The sequence below is a fragment of the Streptomyces sp. NPDC030799 genome (assembly GCF_055572255.1).
Genome location: NZ_JBVIDS010000007.1, coordinates 370021 through 387255 on the forward strand (window position 1 = coordinate 370021; position 17235 = coordinate 387255).

A 17235-nucleotide genomic window follows, 5' to 3' on the forward strand; every position below is an offset into this window, starting at 1 on the left:
TTCCCCCTGTTTCAGCGTGCGTAGGAGCCGAGGCCCACCAGGCAGTACACGTACTCGTTGACGGTCGCCCCGTTGATCGTGTACCGCGAGGAAAAGGCGTACTGGGTCCGGGAGTTGTCCTTGCAGCGACTCATGTCCGAGGTCAGCGGAATGGTCTCGATCACCTTGTAGTGCGCGTCGGACGCGGAGCAGGAGACCTCCTCCACTCCGCTGACGGACTGCGCGGTGGTGGAGTCCGGCAGGGTGCCGTTGAGGCAGGTGCCCGAGGTGTAGGGGCTCGGGTCCGGGCTCGGTGTGCCGTAGGGGTCGGCGGTGCCGTACGGGTCGCTGGAGTAGGTGTCGCCGGCGCCCGGAGCGCTGCTGTACGGATCGCTGCTGTACGGCTCGCCGGTCGCCGTGGCGGTCGGGTACGACGGTGAGTACGACGACGAGCCGAGCGTGTCGTCGGACGAGTCGTCGCTGCCGCCCCGGTTCGTGAGCACCAGGAGTAACACGACGACGGCGACGGCACCGAGCACGCCCAGACAGGTGAGGCCCTGCCTCTTCCCGGAGCCCGCTCCTGCGGCGGCCGGGGTGACGCGGATCCGCAGCCGCACCTCGCCGTCGGCGGTGCGCAGCCGTACGACGTCGCCGTCGCGGACCGGGGGTATCCGGACGGGCGGTACACCGGTACCCGGCGGCAGCCTGAGGACCGTACCGGAGGCGGCCTGCTGCGGGGTGAGGGAGACGGGGATCTCGGCGATTCCTGGATTCTCGGGTGACGACACCAGCCGCTCCTGGATGTGAGGATGAGGCAACCAGTGTGGGCCGACAGCCCACAGAACTAAAATATCTTTCTAGAAAAGCACTTCAGTATGAGCCCCAAGCAGCAGCGTGGCGAGGCCACCGTCGAACAGCTCCTGAACGCCGCACTGCGGGTCTACGCCGAGTCGGGTGAGCAGGGGCTGACGGTCGCGGCGATCACCCGGGCGAGCGGGGTGAGCCTCGGCAGCCTGTACCACCACTTCGGCAGCGTCGACGGGCTGATGAACGCGCTGCTGCTGCGCTGGCTGGAGCGGCTGCTGAGCGAGCTGGTCACGTCGTTGGAGGGCACGCGTACGGCCCACACGGGCATCCGGGCCCTGGTCGGCGCCTACCTGTCCTTCGTCCAGGAGCACCGCGAGGCCGCGCTGCTCCTGCACTCCTCCTACGCCGACCGCCAGGGCATGGCCGACGGCAAGAAACTGCGCGACGCCCAGGAGGCCCGTCTCTCCCCGCTCGCGCAGTGGGCCCAGGCGTACGTCGACTCCGGCGAACTGGCCCCGCTGCCCCTGCCGTTGATCGAGTCCCTGATCCTCGGCCCGGTCGTCGGCGTCGCCCGCCGGTGGCTGTCCGGCATCGAGGACGTGGACCTGGAACAGGCCGCGCTGGTCCTGCCGGACAGGATCTGGCTGTCGGTCAGCGCAGAGAGGAAGTGAACGCCGACCAGGCGGAACGGGGGATCATCAGGACCGGGCCGTCGGGGGTCTTGCTGTCACGTACGGGGACGACGGCGGGGATACCGGGGGCGATTTCCACGCAGTTGCCTCCGTCGTTGCCGCTGTAGCTGCTCTTGATCCACGTGGCCGCGCTGAGTTCGTGTCTGGTCATGGGTGCGCTCGTACCCTTCCATCGCCTCGCCGATCCAAGCGGCAGACTCGGGAGCTGCCAGGGCATCGGCCCTGAGCACATCATAGGTCTGGCTGTGCCTGGTGAAGACGGTTGGATCGTCCGCGAAGTGACCCTGACTCAGCGATTCCGAGTACACCCACCGGTGGCCGTCGGGCAGCTCGATCAGCGACATCGACGTAGTGGGCCGCACGACCCCAAGACGATCGGACGGTGCCACCTGGATGCGGATATTGGGACGCTGCGCGACCGCGAGCAGATGCGCACACTGGTCACGCATGACGGCGGAGCCTCCCACCATCATTCGCAGGCAACTCTCGTCGAGTACAGCGGCATAGAACGGCCCGTCCTCGACCAGGAAGCGCTGCTGTCGGCTCAGTCGCGCGCGGGCCTTCTCCTCGGCTTCGTCACCGCTCATGGTCTCGGAGAGCAGGGCCCGCGCGTAGTCAGGTGTCTGTAACAAGCCGGGGATCACCATCACCTGGTACTCGTACAGCCTGACGGCCTTCTCATCCATCTCGGCTCTGCGCTTGAACCAGTCCGGATGCTCCACCTGCGGATACCAGTCGATCTTCCCCCACAGCCGCCCCAACACCCCACCCGTAACCAACACCTCATCGCACTTCTTGGCGAACGTGTCCTGCGGCACCCGCGTCCCCGCCTCCACCCGGGCCACCAGGGACCGGTCACAGGGGATCTGCCTGGCCAGGGCGTCCTGGGTGAGGAACGCGGCCTCGCGGAAGTGCCGTAGCAGTTCGCCGAAGAGCGCGGCATTGGTGGTCACAGGCGTCGGCCCCCTCCGTGACAGGTACCCCGTGGCACGCGTCGAGCATTGATACGGACGGTTCCCGTGGGCGACGCTCGATACACCCAGAGTTACGAAGTGGGCCTGGAGTGGACATGGTTGAGCACATCGCACAGCGGATCGAAGCAGGAACGCTCGTCTACGACCCCCGTACGGGCAAGGTCGGCGAGTACTGCGGCAAGGCGGGCCCGTACGCCATGCTGCGTCCGGTCGGCGGGGGCCGGGAGTGGGAGGCCGCGCCGGACTCGATCCGCTCGGCGACGGCGGAGGAGCGGCTGAGCGCGGCGGTGCGGGCGGCCAACGCCCGCTCCGTGGAGGGGCGTTACACGGTCACGAACGTGCCCCTGCCGCCCGTACCGGTCCCCGGCTGCCAGGCCTGCACGGAACTCGCCTTACTCCGTGAGGAGGCCCGCGCCCGCGACGACGGCACCACGGAGACCGACGCGAACGTCCTGCTCCGCCGCCACCACAGGCGCGACCACGATGTGCAGCCCGACGGCGAGGTCCGGCGGATCTTCCGCTACGTGCCCTACTCGATCGTCCAGGACCCATCGGCGGAGCCGGAGTACGAGGCCTGCTGCGTCTCGGGGGACGACGCCGACTGCGGTGCCGCGTCCGGGCCGTACAAGGACCCGGCCCCGGTCGAGGAGTGGCAGCGCCTGCACACCCAGCAGACCCGCCACACCCGCTACCGCCGCTGCTTCGCCGACTACGCGGTGCTGGAGCGCGGTTGACCCTCCTCACCCGGAGTCGGGCGGCTCCTGCGGCGGGGCGGGGCGGCGGCGTACGACGACCGGCGGGATGGGGCGGCTTCCCGGAATGTTGATACGGATACGGGTGGTCAGGACGGTGTCGGCCGGCCCGGACGACGGTGTCGGCCTGCGCGGTGACGTGGCCCCGTCGAACCACGCCTCGGGTCCCCACGGCACGGAGTCCAGCGGGGTGAGGGTGACGCCCGGGTTCGCCAGGGCGGCGACCGTCAGCAGGTGGGCGTCCTGGCGCATCCCGACCTCCCGCAGCCGCTGGACGATCTGCGCGACCCGGTGTGCGCTGCGTGCGCACACGCCGTTCACGAGGAGTATCCGGTCGGCGAAACTCTCGTCGGGCAGAGACGACAGGAGCAGCGGAAGGTCCTTCATCGAGCGGTGCCGGCCCGCGGCGAGCAGCACCCGGTGGGCGAACCCGCCGAAGCCGGCCTTGCGCAGATGGCCGATGGCCTGCTGGAAGCTCCGGGCGGGCCGTTCCGCCATGCCCATCATCACCGCGTCGGTGTCCGGGGCGGAGAGGCTTCCGAGCAGGGTGACCAGTCCGGGGCCGGGACGGGACCAGCCGATCGCGAGGGCCAGGGCATCGGCCCTGTCCGTCGCCTCCGCCGCCCGCAGTCGTTGCAGGGCAGCGGTGAGCGGCTCGGGCGGCCAGTCGCGGCCCGTGGTCATCAGGCGGGGGAAGGCCTCTTCCAGAGCATCGAAGGTCGGCAGTTCAAGGGCCCACTCGACGAACGTGTCGACGTCCGTGCCGTCCTCGTCATGCGGCTGGTCGTCCGACCGGTTGTCCAGCTTCCTGTCCGGCTTGTTGTCCGGCTTGTTGTCCGGGGACTCACCTGCGGCCGTCAGGGTGCGCGGGGCCTCGTCAGAAGCGCTGTCCGGGGTGCGTGCGGCGGAGTTGTCCGGGAGTCCGTCGGGCTCCTCCCGGAGTTCCTCGGCGAGCCGGTCGAGCCGCTCGGCTCCCGAGTCCAGGATGTGCGCGGCCTTCATCAGCGCGATGTCGATGTCGTCGTGGGCGGTGGGGTGCGTCGGCAGCACCGGCGCGGGACCCGGGTCCTCCGGTACGGCGTCCGTCTCCGGGTGTGCGGCATCCTGCTCCAGCCGCAGCCGCGCGAGTTCCGCCGTGAGCCTGCGCACCTGTTCGGCGGACTGCTCGGCCAGCCGGTCGGCCTTCTCCCGTTCGTCCCGGGCACGGGTCAGTTCGGCTTCGGCCTGGAGACGCTGGGCCTCGCTGTGGCCCAACTGTTCCTGGAGGTCCGCGAGGGCTTCGGAGGCCGGGGCGCGGGCGGCGCTGCGGTCCCGTTCCGCGGTCAACGTCGCGATGTCACGGTGCAGTTTGTCGACGAGCGTCAGCAGGATCAACACCATGTGGTGGGCGTCGTTGCGCGCCTTCTCCAGTTCCGCCGTGCGGTGCAGTGCCCGCATGAGTTGATCGGAGAGTTCCAGCGACCGCCGTTGCGCGACGACCAGTTCCCGCTCCGGGTCCGGGGTGCCGGGACTCGCGTCGCCCGGGGACGGGACCTGCCGGCCGACGCCACCGGTCCGCCCGTGGCGTGCGGCGGCGACGGCGGCCTGGTGGAGGGGGCGTGCCTGCTGCCGTAACCCTTCGTACTCGGCGGCGCTGCCGGAGCAGGCGTCGGCGACGGCCTCCACGAAGTCCCACCGCAGGTTCACCCCGGCCAGCCGGTCCGCGACGGTCGACCTGCCGGGCACGGTCTGGCTCTCGAAGTGCTCGGGTTTCAGTTCCCCCAGCAGGTCGTCCAGGCGGAGGCCGGCATCGTCCAGCCACCCCCGAAGGAGCTCCGCGAGGCGATTGGCCTCCTCCGTGGGCCCGCGTAACCGCGCCCACGGGCGCGTGCGACGTCCCCTGCCCACCACCGAACCTCCGCTCTCCCGCTCGCCCACGGCACGCGTCGACCCCCTCCGGCCTTGTCCGGACTTGTACGCACGGAGACCTGGACTAGTGGAGTCGCGGTGGGCCGGGCCAGCACGCTGACGCCATCGCCCGTCCGCCGTACCGCTCCCCCCGGGACGCACGGCACCGGACCTCTTCCGGAGGAACTTCCATGCCCGGTCAACTCAATCATGTGCTGTCCGTCATCGCCCACGGAATCCTCACAGAGCTGCCCGCCCAGCTGGCCACGGCCGGCGTCATGGCCGCCTCGGCGGCGCTGTGCAGGCACCTCAGGCGCCGCCGGGCCAAGGCGGACGCGTCACGGGACGCCGGTGACGCGTAACGGTGCCCGTTGCCTCGGGGCGGCCGGCCCAGCACAGTGAAGCCATGGACCAGGAACAGGCCCGCGCCTGGCTCGCCACCGCTCTCGACGAGGCCCGTGCCGGGCTGGCCGAGGGCGGGATCCCGATCGGTGCCGCGCTCTACGCCCCCGACGGCGCCCTCCTCGGCCGCGGCCGCAACCGCCGGGTCCAGGACGGTGACCCCTCCGCCCACGCGGAGACGGCAGCGTTCCGCGCGGCGGGACGGCAGCGCACGTACCGCGGCACGACCATGGTCACCACGCTCTCCCCGTGCTGGTACTGCAGCGGTCTGGTCCGCCAGTTCGGCATCTCCCGGGTGGTGATCGGCGAGGCCGCCACCTTCCACGGCGGCCACGACTGGCTCGCCGCGCACGGTGTGGAGATCGTCCTGCTCGACGACCCCGCGTGCACGGCCCTGATGGCAGGCTTCGTCAAGCACAACCCCGAGCTGTGGAATGAGGACATCGGTGAGTAGTACGCGTGTTCCCACCATCGATCTGCGTCCCTGGTTCGACGGCGGCCACGCGGCCCGCGCCGCCCTCGCCCGTACCGTCGACGAGGCGCTGCAGACCGCAGGGTTCCTGCTGGTCACCGGGCACGGGGTGGAACCCGGGCTGCGGACCGGGATCCGGGCGGCCGCGCGGGAGTTCTTCCTGCTGCCCACCGAGGTCAAGCAGGCGTACGAGGCGAAGGTCGGCGGCCGGGGCTGGCTCGGGCCCGGCGCGGAGGCCAACGGATACGCGGAGGGCACCGAGACCCCGCCCGACCTGAAGGAGTCGCTGACCTTCGCGACGGACGAGCCCTTCGAGGACCCCGTCGTCAACGCGCAGTGGTACGCGCCCAACGTGTGGCCGGCCGAGGTGCCCGGGCTGCGCGCGCTGTGCAAGGACTACCTGGCGGAGATGGCCGCCCTGGAGAAGGAGCTGCTGTCGCTTTTGGGCTACGCGCTGGGGCTCGAACGCGACTTCTTCTCCCGGCACATGGACCGTCCGACGTACGGCTTCAACATCAACTGGTATCCGGGCACGGAGGTGACCGGCGAGCCGTTGCCGGGGCAGTTCCGGATCGGGCCGCACACCGACTTCGGGACCGTGACCATCCTCGACCGGCAGGCCGGGAAGGGCGGACTGCAGGTCTACACCGACGCGGGGGGCTGGGAGGACGCGCCGTACGACCCGGAGGCGTTCACCGTCAACGTCGGCGACCTGCTGGCCCGCTGGACGGGTGACCGGTGGCGGTCCGGGCGGCACCGGGTGCTTCCGCCGCCGCTCGACGCACCCGCCGAGGAGCTGATGTCGCTCGTGTACTTCGGCGAGTGCACCCCCGGCACCCGGGTGGAGTCCGTGCCGGCGCCGCTGGGCCGGGTGGCGTATCCGCCGGTCGACTCGCATGTGTACCTGCGCGAGAAGCTCGACTCGATCACCGTCGGCTGAGCCAGCCCTGCCCCTCCCGTCACCCTCGGTTATTCACTTCCGCGTTCGGCCGACCACCCGATCCGCTGAAAAGAACCGGGCGGGCATGTCCCGGCCGCGTCCCACGGCATTGCCATCCAGGGGGCCTGTCTTCAGGGCCCCCCTTTTTTTGCCGATAGGAGACGCGTGCGAATCACTGACATCCAGCGCTGCGAGGTCCGGCCGGGACGGCTCGTCGAATGGACGCTGAGCCCGGCGACCGTGGCGGCGGCGACGGCACTGCCGGAGGACTCCCGGCCGCCCGCCTACATCCAGGAGTCGCACATCAGGACGGCCAGGTGCGTCCGGGAGGACGGGCTGTTCGTGCCGACCTGGCTCGGCACCGCCTTCGACCTGCCGGGCCCGGTCGACCTCGACGCGCTCCAGGAGGCGCTGCGCGCGTGGACGGTGCGGCACGAGACGCTGCGCAGCGGCTTCCGCTGGGCGGGCCCCTCGGGCAACGAGCTGCGCCGCTTCACGCTGGACGCCGCGGACGTGTCCCTGCACCGGGAGGAGGCGGGCGACTTCGACGACGCCGACGAGCTGGTCCGGCACCTCCAGGACCGCTTCGACACCGTCGCGGACGCGCTGCGCTGGCCGAACCTGATCTACACCGCGGTCGTCCGGGACGACGGCGCCAGCGTGTACATGGCCTTCGACCACAGCAACGTCGACGCCTACTCCCTGACCCGGATCGCCGCCGAGATCCACGAGCTGTACACGGCGGGCCTGGCCGGCACCGAGCCCGGCTCCCTGGCACCGGCAGCGAGTTACGTCGACTTCTGCGAGATCGAGCGGGCCGACGCGGACGGCATCGACGGCCGGCACGCGATCGTCGGCCGCTGGCGCGAGTTCATCCAGCGCTGCGACGGCATGCTGCCGGGCTTCCCGGTCGACCTGGGCCTGGAGCCGGGCGGCCCGCTGCCGAGGCAGCGCATGCTGTGCGAGCCGCTGACGGACGCGGACGAGGCGGCGGCGTTCGAGGCGTACTGCAGGCCGTACGGCGGCAGCATGGTCGGCCTGCTGGCCGCGACCGGGCTGATCGTGCACGAGCTGGGCGGGCAGTCGGTGTACCGGACCGTGGTGCCGTTCCACACCCGGGTGAAGTCGCGGTGGAACGACTCGGTCGGCTGGTACGTGGGCGGCGCCCCCATCGAGGTCCCGGTCGGCCGTACGGCGGGCTTCCCGGACACCCTGCGGGCGGTCCGTGCGCAGTTGCAGGCCAACCGGTCACTGGCCCGGATGCCGCTGGCCAGGGTGCTGCGCCTGCTCGGTGCGGACTTCCGGCCGACCTCACCCGACCTGTACTCGATCGTCTCCTACGTGGACACGCGGGCCGTCCCCGGCGCCGAGCGCTGGGCCGAACAGCGGGCGCACGCGCTGCTGCGGGTGTCGTACGGCGATCAGGTGTGCGTGTGGGTGAACCGGCTGCACGAGGGGCTGTGGCTGGCGAGCCGGTACCCGGACACGGACGTGGCGGCGAAGAACCTGCGGCTGTACGTGGAGCGGCTGCGCGACCACATCGCGTCGGTGGCCCATGGCAGCCTGTCCGCAGTGTCCTAGGTGAACTGCCCGGGAAGGGGCTCCGCAGGCTCGGCGGGCGGGGCGGGCCCCTGACCCGGAACGGCCTGCGGCCCCTCCCCGTGCCCGATCAGGCGTTCGAATCTGGTCCGCCAGCTCTGCTCCGACTCCTCCTCGCCCTGGAACTCGTGCGTGAACCGCAGCGCGCAGCCGTCGCCCTCGTCCCGTTCCAGATGGAACCGGATCCGCCCGCGCTCGACGGTGTACTCCGCGACCCGGTCCACGTCCCAGGCCGTGACCCTGCCGGAGCCCAGGTCCCGCAGGGTGACCGCACCGCCGAGCCGGGGTTCCAGAACGTCGACGGCGGTGCACCACGCCCCGAGTCCCTGGGGGGTGGCCACCGCCGGCCAGACGTCTTCCATGCGCCTCGGGAGCCGCACCAGGAAGTGGAGTATGTGCGTGTTCCCGTGGGTCTGACTGGTGCCCTGTGCGATGGAACCGCTCATGACACCAGTGTGGGCGACCTACGGCTCACACGCCCGCGTAGGAGTGCTTGCCGCTGACGAAGATGTTGACGCCGTAGTAGTTGAACAGCCAGCAGCCGAAGGCGAGCATCGCCAGGTAGGCGGCCTTGCGGCCCTTCCAGCCGGCCGTCGCGCGGGCGTGCAGGTAACAGGCGTAGGCGATCCAGGTGATGAAGGACCAGGTCTCCTTCGGGTCCCAGTTCCAGTACCGGCCCCAGGCGTCGCCCGCCCAGATCGCGCCCGCGATGATCGTGAAGGTCCACAGCGGGAAGACGGCCGCGTTCACCCGGTAGGCGAACTTGTCGAGCGAGGCGGAGGCGGGCAGGCGCTCCAGCACCGAGGTCGCGAACGCGCCGGGCTTGCCGCCGGTCTGCAGCTTGTTCTCGTACGAGTCCTTGAACAGGTACAGGATCGTGGCGACCGCGCCGACGTAGAACACCGCGCCGCAGAAGATCGCGGTGGAGACGTGGATGTACAGCCAGTACGAGTGCAGCGCGGGGACCAGCTGGTCGCTCGCGGTGTACAGGACGGTGACGGCGAGACCGAGGTCGAGCAGGACCGTGGTGATCAGGAACAGGCCGAGCCAGCGCACGTTCTTCTTCAGCGCCAGCAGTGCCAGGTACACCCCGACGGCGACGGTGGAGAAGGTGATGTTGAACTCGTACATGTTGCCCCACGGCGCCCGCTGCACGGAGGCCGCACGGCAGACGACACCGGCCAGCTCCACCAGGAAGGCGAGCACGGTGAGCGAGACGGCGATACGGCCGTAGAGGTCGCCCTGGACGTCCCCGCCGTGCGCGCCGGGCCCGTCCGGTACGTCACGGGCGCCGGACGCCGAGCGGACGACGACCTTGGGCCGCTCCAGCACGGCGGTGCCGCCGGCCTGCTTCACGGTGACGGCGGGAGCCTGTGCGGAGGTCTGCGCCGTCAGCGCGGCGGCCGTACGGGCGACCTTGCTGCGGCTGCCGAAGAGCCATTCGGCGATGTACGCGAAGAAGGCCAGGGTGTAGACGGCCATCGACGAGTAGATCAGCGTGTTGCTGATGCTCGCGAGGTGTTCGTTGGTTGCGGCGGCGAGAGTCACTTCTCAGCCCCTTCGGCAGGTACGACGGGAGATTCGGTGGAGTCGTCGTCGGGATCGTCGCCCGGGTCGGGAGCCCCCGGCGCCTGGTCGTAGAGGGCTCCGGCGAGGTCGCCCAGTTCCTCGGGCACCTTGGCGGACTCGCTGCGGCCGAGCCCGGCCATCTCGACGACCGTCACGCCGTCGGCGCCGCGCACCGCGCGCACCCACACCCGGCGCCGCTGGATGAACAGGGACCCGGCCAGACCGAAGATCGCGGCGAGGGCACCGCCGAGCGCCCAGCCGCTGCCGGGCTCCTGGACGATCTCGAAGCCGGCCCATTCCTTGATGTCCTTCTCGAAGGTGATGGACCCTGCGCCGTTCGGCAGCGTCAGCGTGTCGCCCGGCTGCAGCAGCTTCTTCAGCAGCTGGCCCTTGCTGTCCTTGAACGCCTTCATGTGCGTCTTGTCCAGCTGGTACACGCTCTGCGCCAGTCCCGCGTTCACGGTGCCGAGGTTGCCGTGGTAGGCGTTCACGGCGAGCAGCGGGTTCACCAGCGCGGGGAACTGCGAGAGCATCGTGCCGCTCTTCGGGTTGAACGTCGGCACGAAGAAGGCCTGGAAGCCGAGCTGTTCCGTCTTGCCCTGCGGGTTGCGGTATCCGTCGTAGACCTTCACCACGCCGTTGGAGGTGACGTTGCCGTCGAGCGGCAGCAGCGGCACGGCGTCATGGAAGACCTTGTTGCCCTTGCCGTCGCGGACGGTGATGACGGGCGCGTAGCCGTGGCTGACGAGGTAGACCTTGGAGTCGCCGATGTGCAGCGGCTGGTTGACCTTGATGGTGGTCGACTTGTCCTTGCCGTACGCACCCTCGCTGTAGTCGATCCTCGCTTCGTAGGTGCGCGGCGTGCCCCTGTTCGGGCCGGTGACCTCGTAGGTGCCCTTGAAGTCCTTCAGGTCGAAGCTGAAGGGCACCAGGTCGTCGTTCTGGAACAGGCTGCCGGACTTGAAGTCGTCGTACTGCGGGAGCGCGTTGGCGAAGCCGCCGCCCTCGACGATCAGCTTGGTGCCGTCCGACTTGTACAGCTGGCCGGAGGCGAAGGCGACCAGCAGCACGATCAGGGCGATGTGGAAGACGAGGTTGCCCAGCTCGCGCAGATAGCCCTTCTCGGCGGCGACGGCGTCACCGGCGACGTGGGCGCGGAAGCGGCGCTTCTTCAGCAGGGCGAGCGCGGCCTCGCGGACCTGCTCGGGGTCGGCTTCCGTACGCCACGTCGTGTACGCGGGCAGCCGGGTCAGCCGCTTGGGCGCGCCCGGCGGCCGGCCGCGCAGCTGGCCGACGAACTGCCAGGTGCGCGGGACGATACAGCCGATGAGGGAGACGAACAGCAGGATGTAGATCGCGGAGAACCACACCGAGCTGTAGACGTGGAACAGGCCGAGCCTGTCGTAGACCGGCGCGAGCGTCCGGTGGGCCTTGCGGAACTCGTCGACCTTGTTCAGGTCGGCGCCGGTCTGCGGGATCAGCGAGCCGGGGATCGCGCCGAGCGAGAGCAGCAGGAGCAGCAGCAGCGCGACCCGCATGGAGGTCAGCTGCCGCCAGAACCAGCGGGACCAGCCGATGACGCCGAGGCCGGGCGCGGAGGAGAGTTCCTCCCGCGGCGCGGTGGACAGCTGGGAGCCGGCCGCGCCGAGGTCCTCCTGGTCCTGGCTGTTGTCCGTTTCGGTCTTGCTCATCGGTCAGATCCCCACATCGAAGCCATAGGACCAGAGCTGCAACTGCTGCACCAGACTGTTCCACGCGCCGGTCAGCAGCAGCACACCGGTCACGATCATCATCGAGCCGCCGATGCGCATCACCCAGGCGTAGTGGCGCTTGACCCAGCCGAAGGCGCCGAGCGCCTTGCGGAAGGCGACCGCGGTGAGGACGAAGGGAATGCCCAGACCGATGCAGTAGACGACCAGCAGGAGTGCGCCGCGCCCGGCGCTGGACTCGCGCATGGCGAGGAGGCTCACGGACGAGAGGGTCGGGCCCAGGCAGGGGGTCCAGCCGACGCCGAAGAGCGCGCCGAGCAGGGGCGCGCCCACCAGGCCGGTCACCGGCCGCCGGTGGAAGCGGAACTCGCGCTGGGTGAGGCCGGGCAGCAGTCCCATGAAGAACACGCCCATGAGGATCATGAGCACGCCGAGCACCTGGGCGAGCGTGTCCTGGTAAGCCCGCAGATTCCGGCCGAAGAAGCCGAACAGCGCCCCGGTCGAGACGAACACGGCGCTGAAGCCGAACACGAACAGGGAGGCTCCGGCGACCATCCGCCCGCGCCTGGCCTCGGCCAGGTCCGTGCCGGCGACCCCGGTGACGTAGGAGAGGTAGCCGGGGACGAGCGGCAGGACACAGGGCGAGAAGAACGAGACGAGCCCGCCGATCAGGGCGATCGGCGCGGCGACGATCAGGGCGCCGTTGAGTACGGTCTGGTTCTGGCCCGTCGCAGCCAGCGTCACGAGTGCGCTCACGTCACTTCTCCGCGAGGACCGGCTTGAGCATGTCCAGCAGGGAGGTGTCGTCGAGCGCCTCCAGGGCCCTCGCGGCGACCTTCCCGTGCCGGTCGATGATGAGCGTGGAGGGGATCAGCTGCGGGTTGAGCGTCCCCTTCTCGAAGCGGAGCATCAGCTTGCCCGACGGGTCGTACAGGCTCGGGTAGCCGATCCCGTGCTCCTTCTCGAAGGCGACCGCGGGCGTGGTGCTGGTGTCGCGGGTGTTGATGCCCACGAACTGCACGCCCTTGCCCTCGTACTGCTTCGACACCTTGGAGAAGTACTGCGCCTCCTCGCGGCACGGGCCGCACCACGAGCCCCAGACGTTGATGACGACGACCTGGCCCTTGTACCGGGCGACGTCCAGCGTCTTGCCGTCGATGGTCTCGCCGGACAGGTCCGGGGCCGCGGCGCGCTTGCCTGCGGGCACGGTTTCGATGCCGTTGTGGCCGGTGACGAAGTTGGTGTTGCCACCGCCGCCGGACATGCCGCCCTTGCCGCACGCGGACAGGGTCAGGCCCGCCACGGCGGCCACGGCGCTGAGCAGGACGGCGCGGCTACGGGTACTCATGTGAAAAGTTTCGCATGCCCGTTCCGGCGATCTGTGGCGCCCCCCTGCCGGGCGGAAAACCGCATTTCAGGGCGTATTTACACGGGACATTTCCGACACCGCGCTCAGGCGAGGAACTGCTTCCAGCCGGCGGCGGGCTTCTGTCCGACGCCCAGCGTGCGCAGCTTGGCGAGCACCTCGGGCTTCTGCACGTCCATCCAGTCGACGAACTGCCGGAAGGAGACCAGCCGCACGTCCGCGCCCTTCTCCTTCTCCCGTGCGATGTGCTTGAAGGCCTCCTCGACGGCGTCCATGTAGATGCCGCCGTTCCACTGCTCGAAGTGGTTGCCTATGAAGAACGGCGCCCGGTTTGTCTCGTATGCCCGCTGGAAGCCCGCTATGTACGCCTGCGCGGACTGCTTGCGCCAGCCCGGGTAGTTGTAGGCGGGCGCCTTGGTGGAGTTCACGGACTGGTTGGCGAGCATGTTGTAGTCCATCGAGAGCACCTCGAAGGAACGTCCGGGGAAAGGTATCTGCTGCAGCGGCAGGTCCCAGATCCCCAGCTTCTTCTCCGGCCACACCTGGCGGCCGCCCGGCGAGGAGGCGTCGTAGCGCCAGCCCAGCTCACGGGCGGTGGGCAGCAGGTTGTTCTGGCCGAGCAGACAGGGCGTACGGCCGCCGGCCAGCTCCTTGTCGTAGTCGAAGGGGAGCGAGGGCAGGTCGTGCCAGCCGGTGTTGGTCCGCCACTGCTTCACGAAGGACTTGGCCTGTTCGATCTCGCTCTTCCACTGCTGCGGGGTCCACCACTTGACCGAGCCGTGCGTCTCGCCGCAGAAGTGCCCGTTGAAGTGGGTGCCGATCTCGTGGCCCTCCAGCCAGGCCCGGTGCACATTGGCGAGCGTCGCCTTGATGTGCTCGTCGGTGAGGTAGCCGATGTCGGAGGCGCCGCGCGCGTTGTTCGGGGGCAGGTACAGCCGCTTCTTCGACTCGGGCAGCAGATACAGCCCCGAGAGGAAGAAGGTCATGCTCGCGCCGTGCTCCTTGGCGAGGTCCAGGAAGCGCGGGAAGAGCCCGTTGCCGACCTCGCCGGCGCCGTCCCAGGAGAAGATCACGAACTGCGGAGGGGTCTGACCCGGCTGCAGCGGTTCGGGCTTGGCCGGCTGATGCGGCTGCTTGCCCGTGAACGACGTGGAACCGTCCCCGATCGGCTTGCCCGGACGCGAGCCGGTCGCGCCGCCCTCGGCGTTCTTCCCCTGGCCGGAACCGTCCGGGTGCCCGGCGCCGTCCGATGACGTGTGACTCCCGCAGCCGGCCAGGGTGGCGGCGGCCGCCACGCCCGCGCCGAGTCCGAGCATTCCCCTGCGGGAGAGGGCCTGGGAGACGGTGCGCATGGAGTTCCCCGATCGTTGCGCCTGTTGATGGTCACCCAGTCAGAGGGCGCGACGATCGGGGAGGTTCCGTTGATTTGTATGGTTTTCGTAACGGGTACTGAAAAAGTACGCTAAGCCGTGCCAAACGGACCGTCAGAAACCCCTGGTTCAGGCGCCGAAGGCCTTCCCCTGGGCGGTACCCGTGCCCTTCTGCGGCTTGGCACCGGCCCGCAGATGGGCCGGGACGAGGTCGATGGCGGGTTCGCTGTAGCCGACCGAGACGATCCTGTCGCCCAGATATGTGAAAGTCGTCAGGGAGGCGAGCGTGCACTGACGCTTGCGCGGATCGTGCCACAGCCGCCGCCGCTCGACGTAGGACCGCACGATCCAGACCGGCAGCTGATGGCTGACCAGCACCGCCTCGTGACCGCGCGCCTGGTCCTTGGCCGCGTTCAGCGCGCCCATCATCCGCACGACGATGTCGACGTACGGCTCACCCCAGGACGGCTTGAACGGGTTGACCAGGTGCTTCCAGTTCCCGGGCTTGCGCAGCGCGCCGTCCCCCACGCCGAAGGTCTTGCCCTGGAAGACGTTGTCGGCCTCGATGAGCCGCTCGTCGGTGTCCAGGTCGAGACCGTGCACCTTGGCGATCGGGGCGGCCGTCTCCTGTGCCCGCTCCAGCGGCGAGGCACAGACGTACGTCACGTCCCGCGGGGCGAGGTGCTCGGCGACCCGGTCCGCCATCTGCCGCCCCAGCTCGGACAGGTGGTACCCGGGCAGCCGCCCGTAGAGGACCCCCTGCGGGTTGTCGACCTCACCGTGCCGCATGAGATGGACGACGGTGACGTCCTTGTCCCTGCTGCCGTTGCTGATGCTCACGCGGTGGCCTCCGCAGCCGCCCGGGCCGCCGCCGGAAGGGCGTCGGCGATCTTCTGGATGGCCCGCTCGTCGTGGGCCGTGGACACGAACCAGGACTCGAAGGACGACGGCGGCAGGTAGACGCCGTTCGACAGCAGCGAGTGGAAGAACGCGGTGAAGCGGTACGACTCCTGCCGCTTGGCGTCCTCGTAGTCCCGCACCTGCCGGTCGGTGAAGAACACGGAGAACATGTTGGAGGCGGTCTGCAGCCGGTGCGCGACGCCCTCCTTGCCGAGCGCCTCCGTCACCAGGGACTGGATCTGCGCGGAGACGGCGTCGACCTTCTCGTAGGCGGCGTCGTCCAGCAGCCGCAGCTGGGCGAGCCCCGCGGCGGTGGCGACGGGGTTCCCGGAGAGGGTGCCGGCCTGGTACACCGGCCCGGCCGGGGCGAGGTGGGCCATCACATCGGCCCGGCCGCCGAAGGCGGCGGCGGGGAACCCGCCTCCCATGACCTTTCCGAAGGTCATCAGGTCCGGCTTGACCCCGTCGATGCCGTACCAGCCGGCGCGGCTGGTACGGAACCCGGTCATGACCTCGTCGGAGATGAAGAGGGCGCCGTTCTTGTGGCAGGCGTCCTTGAGCCCCTGGTTGAACCCGGGGTCCGGCGGCACGACGCCCATGTTCCCGGGCGAGGCCTCGGTGATCACGCACGCGATCTCACCCGGGTGCCGGTGGAACGCCTCCTGCACGGCCTCCAGGTCGTTGTACGGCAGCACGATCGTGTCGCCGGCCTGGGCGCCGGTGACACCCGGGGTGTCGGGCAGCGCGAACGTGGCGACACCGGACCCGGCGGCGGCGAGCAGCGCGTCCACGTGCCCGTGGTAGCAGCCGGCGAACTTGATCACCTTGGACCGGCCGGTGAACCCGCGGGCGAGCCGGATGGCGGACATGGTCGCCTCGGTGCCGCTGCTGACCAGCCGCACCTGCTCGACGGGCTCCACCCGGGCGACGATCTCCTCGGCGAGCGCGACCTCGCCCTCACCGGGCGTGCCGAAGGACGTACCGCGGGCGACGGCCTCCTGGACGGCGGCGATGACCTCGGGGTGCGCGTGCCCGAGGATCATGGGCCCCCAGGAACAGACGAGGTCGACGTACTCGCGGCCGTCGGCGTCGGTGAGGTACGGACCGTGGCCGGACACCATGAACCGCGGCGTGCCGCCGACGGCGCGGAAGGCGCGCACCGGCGAGTTCACACCGCCGGGCGTGACGGCGGAGGCGCGGTCGAAGAGCGCCTGGGAGGCGGGCGCGTCGTAGGGATGGGGCGTTTCGCTCAGGGCACTCATGACGTGCTGCTTCTCCGGCTTCTCGGACTCCGGCTGCTGGGGTGACCTCCTCAGGGTAGGCCGCGACCCGGTGGGCACGTGGCCCGCCTCAAGATCCAAGCGCCGCCATCCGCCATCTGCGAGACTGAGAGCTGATACACACAGCTCTTACGCACGTAATGATCAGGGGCCGGACAAGAACCCGTGGACTGTTGTTCCACCGCACGTTTCGGCGTGCGGCCGTGGGGGAGGTCACTGACACGATGATCGGGTTGCGCGGCGGGGGCCACGCGTCCTAGAAAAGCAGTCGGGTGGAGATATGCATCGCGGTGGCGGACTGGGCGAGGGGACTGATGACCTGGGTCCTCGACGTGCCCGGCGGGGAAGGCACCGGCGCGACGCGGAGGAATCGACCGAAACACGGCAGAGCGACGCACGTCAGACACAGGGTGTACCGAGCGAGCCCGAGCGGTTCGACCGGCAGGTTGATCGGCAGCTGGAGAGCCGGCTGGAGCGACCGATCGAGGGCCGGTTCGACCACCGGGCCGACCGCCTGAGGGCGGGGAGCAGGAAGGG

18 protein-coding genes are annotated in these 17235 nt (G+C 69.9%); 6 read left to right on the forward strand and 12 right to left on the reverse strand.

Translation table 11 applies throughout. From position 1 onward, the window contains the following. Positions 1–11: 11 nt before the first annotated feature. The gene (locus ACZ41I_RS20320; protein ID WP_468514717.1) at positions 12–767 is read right to left on the reverse strand and encodes an LppU/SCO3897 family protein; all 756 of its coding nucleotides are present in this window, start codon (positions 765–767) and stop codon (positions 12–14) included. Positions 768–854: 87 nt separating this feature from the next. On the opposite strand from ACZ41I_RS20320, the gene ACZ41I_RS20325 reads away from it, so the two are divergent. After that, positions 855–1457 carry a TetR/AcrR family transcriptional regulator gene (locus tag ACZ41I_RS20325; RefSeq protein WP_399774731.1) on the forward strand — a complete coding sequence of 201 codons (603 nt, stop codon included), beginning with the start codon at positions 855–857 and terminating at the stop codon, positions 1455–1457. Here the strand turns inward: ACZ41I_RS20325 and ACZ41I_RS20330 are convergent. Together ACZ41I_RS20330 and ACZ41I_RS20335 are read right to left on the reverse strand one after the other, a co-directional pair. Continuing rightward, the gene (locus tag ACZ41I_RS20330) at positions 1438–1557 is read right to left on the reverse strand and encodes a DUF397 domain-containing protein (protein ID WP_363214257.1); all 120 of its coding nucleotides are present in this window, start codon (positions 1555–1557) and stop codon (positions 1438–1440) included. The two genes, ACZ41I_RS20325 and ACZ41I_RS20330, sit on opposite strands and share 20 nt — an antisense overlap. Further along, entirely contained in the window at positions 1514–2431 is a 918-nt protein-coding gene (locus ACZ41I_RS20335) for a helix-turn-helix domain-containing protein (RefSeq protein WP_468514718.1), read from the reverse strand. The genes ACZ41I_RS20330 and ACZ41I_RS20335 overlap by 44 nt, the downstream gene beginning before the upstream one ends. Positions 2432–2547: 116 nt before the next feature. Here ACZ41I_RS20335 and ACZ41I_RS20340 point away from each other — a divergent pair, with 116 nt between their 5' ends. Beyond that, on the forward strand, positions 2548–3186 hold the full coding sequence (locus tag ACZ41I_RS20340; RefSeq protein WP_399774727.1) for a DUF7848 domain-containing protein: 639 nt from the start codon (positions 2548–2550) through the stop codon (positions 3184–3186). Positions 3187–3192: 6 nt separating this feature from the next. Here ACZ41I_RS20340 and ACZ41I_RS20345 read toward each other — a convergent pair whose 3' ends face one another. After that, on the reverse strand, positions 3193–5091 hold the full coding sequence (locus ACZ41I_RS20345) for a hypothetical protein (protein ID WP_399774725.1): 1899 nt from the start codon (positions 5089–5091) through the stop codon (positions 3193–3195). A gap of 191 nt (positions 5092–5282) precedes the next feature. Between ACZ41I_RS20345 and ACZ41I_RS20350 the strand changes: the two genes are divergently transcribed. The 4 genes from ACZ41I_RS20350 (at position 5283) to ACZ41I_RS20365 (ending at position 8486) form a co-directional block, all read left to right on the forward strand. Continuing rightward, positions 5283–5453: a hypothetical protein gene (locus ACZ41I_RS20350; RefSeq protein ID WP_399774723.1), complete on the forward strand. Its 171-nt coding sequence runs from the start codon at positions 5283–5285 to the stop codon at positions 5451–5453. A 44-nt stretch (positions 5454–5497) separates the two neighbouring features. Further along, positions 5498–5947, forward strand: coding sequence for a nucleoside deaminase (locus ACZ41I_RS20355; protein WP_399774721.1), 450 nt, complete (start codon positions 5498–5500; stop codon positions 5945–5947). After that, entirely contained in the window at positions 5928–6905 is a 978-nt protein-coding gene (locus ACZ41I_RS20360; protein ID WP_468514719.1) for an isopenicillin N synthase family dioxygenase, read from the forward strand. Before ACZ41I_RS20355 ends, ACZ41I_RS20360 begins: the two co-directional genes overlap by 20 nt. A 165-nt stretch (positions 6906–7070) precedes the next feature. Then, complete coding sequence (locus ACZ41I_RS20365) at positions 7071–8486, forward strand: condensation domain-containing protein (protein WP_468325083.1); 1416 nt, start codon at positions 7071–7073, stop codon at positions 8484–8486. Here the strand turns inward: ACZ41I_RS20365 and ACZ41I_RS20370 are convergent. The 8 genes from ACZ41I_RS20370 to hemL all read right to left on the reverse strand — a co-directional run bounded on the left by ACZ41I_RS20370 (position 8483) and on the right by hemL (position 16671). Next, the gene (locus tag ACZ41I_RS20370) at positions 8483–8950 is read right to left on the reverse strand and encodes an SRPBCC family protein (RefSeq protein ID WP_363214265.1); all 468 of its coding nucleotides are present in this window, start codon (positions 8948–8950) and stop codon (positions 8483–8485) included. The genes ACZ41I_RS20365 and ACZ41I_RS20370 overlap by 4 nt on opposite strands. Before the next feature lie 25 nt (positions 8951–8975). Beyond that, complete coding sequence (ccsB, locus tag ACZ41I_RS20375; RefSeq protein WP_363214266.1) at positions 8976–10052, reverse strand: c-type cytochrome biogenesis protein CcsB; 1077 nt, start codon at positions 10050–10052, stop codon at positions 8976–8978. Continuing rightward, a complete protein-coding gene (gene resB / locus ACZ41I_RS20380; protein ID WP_468514720.1) occupies positions 10049–11764 on the reverse strand; it encodes a cytochrome c biogenesis protein ResB in 1716 nt (571 codons plus the stop codon). Before resB ends, ccsB begins: the two co-directional genes overlap by 4 nt. A 3-nt stretch (positions 11765–11767) precedes the next feature. After that, a complete protein-coding gene (locus ACZ41I_RS20385; RefSeq protein ID WP_399774716.1) occupies positions 11768–12538 on the reverse strand; it encodes a cytochrome c biogenesis CcdA family protein in 771 nt (256 codons plus the stop codon). A gap of 1 nt (position 12539) precedes the next feature. After that, positions 12540–13130 (reverse strand): TlpA family protein disulfide reductase, encoded by a 591-nt coding sequence (locus tag ACZ41I_RS20390; RefSeq protein ID WP_363214269.1) that lies wholly within the window; start codon positions 13128–13130, stop codon positions 12540–12542. 104 nt (positions 13131–13234) lie between these two features. Continuing rightward, positions 13235–14500 carry a hypothetical protein gene (locus ACZ41I_RS20395; RefSeq protein WP_399774712.1) on the reverse strand — a complete coding sequence of 422 codons (1266 nt, stop codon included), beginning with the start codon at positions 14498–14500 and terminating at the stop codon, positions 13235–13237. A 147-nt stretch (positions 14501–14647) separates the two neighbouring features. After that, positions 14648–15307, reverse strand: a complete 660-nt coding sequence (locus ACZ41I_RS20400; RefSeq protein WP_363214304.1) for a histidine phosphatase family protein — start codon at positions 15305–15307, stop codon at positions 14648–14650. Positions 15308–15354: 47 nt separating this feature from the next. Next, positions 15355–16671, reverse strand: a complete 1317-nt coding sequence (hemL, locus tag ACZ41I_RS20405) for a glutamate-1-semialdehyde 2,1-aminomutase (RefSeq protein ID WP_363214305.1) — start codon at positions 16669–16671, stop codon at positions 15355–15357. Positions 16672–17235 lie beyond the last annotated feature (564 nt).

Coding starts and splice junctions, on each gene's coding strand:
- ACZ41I_RS20325 (WP_399774731.1), top strand. CDS start 855: ATGAGCCCCAAGCAGCAGCGTGGCGAGGCCACCGTCGAACAGCTCCTG.
- ACZ41I_RS20340 (WP_399774727.1), top strand. CDS start 2,548: ATGGTTGAGCACATCGCACAGCGGATCGAAGCAGGAACGCTCGTCTAC.
- ACZ41I_RS20350 (WP_399774723.1), top strand. CDS start 5,283: ATGCCCGGTCAACTCAATCATGTGCTGTCCGTCATCGCCCACGGAATC.
- ACZ41I_RS20355 (WP_399774721.1), top strand. CDS start 5,498: ATGGACCAGGAACAGGCCCGCGCCTGGCTCGCCACCGCTCTCGACGAG.
- ACZ41I_RS20360 (WP_468514719.1), top strand. CDS start 5,928: ATGAGGACATCGGTGAGTAGTACGCGTGTTCCCACCATCGATCTGCGT.
- ACZ41I_RS20370 (WP_363214265.1), bottom strand. CDS start 8,950: ATGAGCGGTTCCATCGCACAGGGCACCAGTCAGACCCACGGGAACACG.
- resB (WP_468514720.1), bottom strand. CDS start 11,764: ATGAGCAAGACCGAAACGGACAACAGCCAGGACCAGGAGGACCTCGGC.
- ACZ41I_RS20390 (WP_363214269.1), bottom strand. CDS start 13,130: ATGAGTACCCGTAGCCGCGCCGTCCTGCTCAGCGCCGTGGCCGCCGTG.
- ACZ41I_RS20395 (WP_399774712.1), bottom strand. CDS start 14,500: ATGCGCACCGTCTCCCAGGCCCTCTCCCGCAGGGGAATGCTCGGACTC.
- ACZ41I_RS20400 (WP_363214304.1), bottom strand. CDS start 15,307: ATGCGGCACGGTGAGGTCGACAACCCGCAGGGGGTCCTCTACGGGCGG.